3 protein-coding genes and 1 tRNA gene are annotated in these 2,142 nt (G+C 53.6%); 2 read left to right on the forward strand and 2 right to left on the reverse strand.

The genetic code is table 11. The features are described from left to right. Together BLP82_RS17840 and BLP82_RS17845 are read left to right on the forward strand one after the other, a co-directional pair. Positions 1 to 325, forward strand: a 325-nt coding sequence (locus BLP82_RS17840; RefSeq protein WP_139197840.1) for a transposase, incomplete at its 5' end; no start/stop codon positions are given. Between the two features lie 27 nt (positions 326 to 352). Then, a complete protein-coding gene (locus BLP82_RS17845) occupies positions 353 to 1,153 on the forward strand; it encodes an aminotransferase class I/II-fold pyridoxal phosphate-dependent enzyme (RefSeq protein WP_256576636.1) in 801 nt (266 codons plus the stop codon). 11 nt (positions 1,154 to 1,164) lie between these two features. On the opposite strand, the gene BLP82_RS17850 is transcribed toward BLP82_RS17845, so the two are convergent. Together BLP82_RS17850 and BLP82_RS17855 are read right to left on the reverse strand one after the other, a co-directional pair. After that, a complete protein-coding gene (locus BLP82_RS17850; protein ID WP_072406398.1) occupies positions 1,165 to 1,797 on the reverse strand; it encodes a LysE family translocator in 633 nt (210 codons plus the stop codon). 251 nt (positions 1,798 to 2,048) lie between these two features. Next, positions 2,049 to 2,124, reverse strand: a tRNA-Gly gene (locus tag BLP82_RS17855). Between the last annotated feature and the right edge of the window lie 18 nt (positions 2,125 to 2,142).

Genomic DNA, 2,142 nt, shown 5'->3' on the forward strand with positions numbered 1-2,142 from the left:
CAACCAAGCGTTGATGACGGTCTACTTGATGAAGGCTGAACTCAAAACACTCTGGACCCCGAGTACTGCCTGGGGTTGGCGATCGGCCTGGAAGCAATGGCTGCGCCATGCGCATGAAAGCGAAATACCAGCTCTGATCCAGTTCGCCAAACGGCTAAAGGGTTACTGGCGGGGCATCGTGAGCCGGGTTCGCTGGCCGATGCACACCGGTCAGTTGGAAGGAATAAACAATCGAATAAAGGTCATCAAGCGGATGGCGTACGGTTACCGGGATAGCGAATTCTTTTTCATGAAGATCAAGAGCGTCTTTCCCGGTAATCCGTGAAGAACCATAAAAATAGTCCCCGTCCCCATGGCGGCTTTTCTCGACCCAATCGCCCTGCGCGGAATCATTGAAGAACTTGAATCCAGAGGGGAAAAAATCAAAGCACTGTATGCCGTTCCGGATTTTAGCAATCCGACCGCCGACAGCCTCTCCTATCAAGCCAGGACAGCCATGCTTTCCTTGGCCAATGAAAAGAATTTTTTCGTCCTTGAAGACACGGCCTACCGTTACTTCAGGTACGAAGGCGATGCCATTGCGTCCATGAAGTCCATCGACAGCAGTCGAGTATTCTTGCTGGGCTCCTTTGCCAAGTCGATTTTTCCAGGCTTGCGCATGGGTTATGTGGTCGCACCGGAGGGCGCCGGCCTCATGTCATTCAGCACCCGATTGTGCAAGGCCAAAAGCCTGATCACCGTCAATACCCCTGCCCTGTGCCAAGCGGTCGTCGCCGGTTTGCTGATCGAGAACAACCACTCGCTCAAAGAGCTGAACCAACCCAGGGTGTTGTCCTATACGAAGAAAAGAAACCACATGCTTGAATGCCTCAAGCGTGAATTCCCGCTCAAGGCCCGCGCCCAAAGAGCGGTCAGTTGGAATCAACCGGCCGGCGGCTTTTTCATCAATCTGCAGCTGCCTTTCGCCTTTGGGTATTGCGAAATGCGCGAATGCGCCCAGCAGTTCAAGGTGATCGTATTCCCCACCACTTTATTTTCGCTGACAAATGAGGCGGCTAATCAGGTCAGGCTTTCATTCAGCAATGCCACCGCCCCAGACGTCACCCAAGCCATAGGCCGCTTCAGGGCGTATGTCGAGTCCAGACTGCAGTAAGACCTCTTTTATCAGGTTGCCGTGGCCAGCATGACGCCAGTGGCGACCTGGTAGGCCCCCAGAATGGTGATGGTCGCCCCCGAAAAGTAGTTGATCAGCCTTAGCTTCGATTCGGCAATCCGCGCCTTGAAAATGGAGGAGAACCCGCTCAGGCCCAGCCACCAGGCAGCCGAGCCCAGGAATATACCGGTCACCATCGGCAGCAAGGCGTGCTGGCCGCCTTGGTCGCTGGCCATGCCATCGCTCAACGCGGCAAATATCGCGATAAACGACAAGATGGTCATGGGGTTCGACAGGGTCAGGAACAGCGTGGTCGAGTAGGCTTTGAACATGTTGGCACGCTCACCTGCCATGGCGGTCGCGCCCCCCTTCGATCGTATTGTCTGATAGCCAATGTAGGCGAGGAACAGTCCACCAAAAATACACAACCAAGGTTTGAAGCTGATCAGCGTCGCGATGATGGCCGTGACCCCGAGGGCCCCGATGAATCCGTAGATCGAATCGGCAGTGGCGGCCCCCAATCCCGTTGCGAAACCGGCTCTCCAGCCCAGCATGAGGCTTCGCTGTATGCACAACAGCCCAATAGGCCCCACAGGGGCAGCAATGCACAGCCCAATGACCATCGATTTAACAAAAATCAGCATAAATGCACCTCCAGAATGGGTACTGGAAGGTTAGGAGAAGTGTTTTTTTTTAGGAATGAACTATTAATCTTCCTGAGCGTTTTACCTTAAGTTTTGCATGAAGTACTTTCGCTTCGCCTTCATTATTAAGGTAAAGCGCAGTAAGCCCCCTAAGACAACGAAAATCGTCCGTTAAAGATCTATACGCGCTGAATGACCTTTTCACGCGCATAAAAAAAACGCCGCTCGTATGAGCGGCGTTTTTTTGAATTTGGAGCGGGAAACGAGACTCGAACTCGCGACCCCGACCTTGGCAAGGTCGTGCTCTACCAACTGAGCTATTCCCGCAAATGGCGTCCCCTAGGG

Source organism: Pseudomonas sp. NFACC37-1 (assembly GCF_900101575.1).
Classification (GTDB): Bacteria; Pseudomonadota; Gammaproteobacteria; order Pseudomonadales; family Pseudomonadaceae; genus Aquipseudomonas; species Aquipseudomonas fluorescens_AA.

Excerpts from the sequence above, each read along its gene's own strand:
- BLP82_RS17845 (WP_256576636.1), top strand. The coding sequence starts at position 353 with ATGGCGGCTTTTCTCGACCCAATCGCCCTGCGCGGAATCATTGAAGAA.
- BLP82_RS17850 (WP_072406398.1), bottom strand. The coding sequence starts at position 1,797 with ATGCTGATTTTTGTTAAATCGATGGTCATTGGGCTGTGCATTGCTGCC.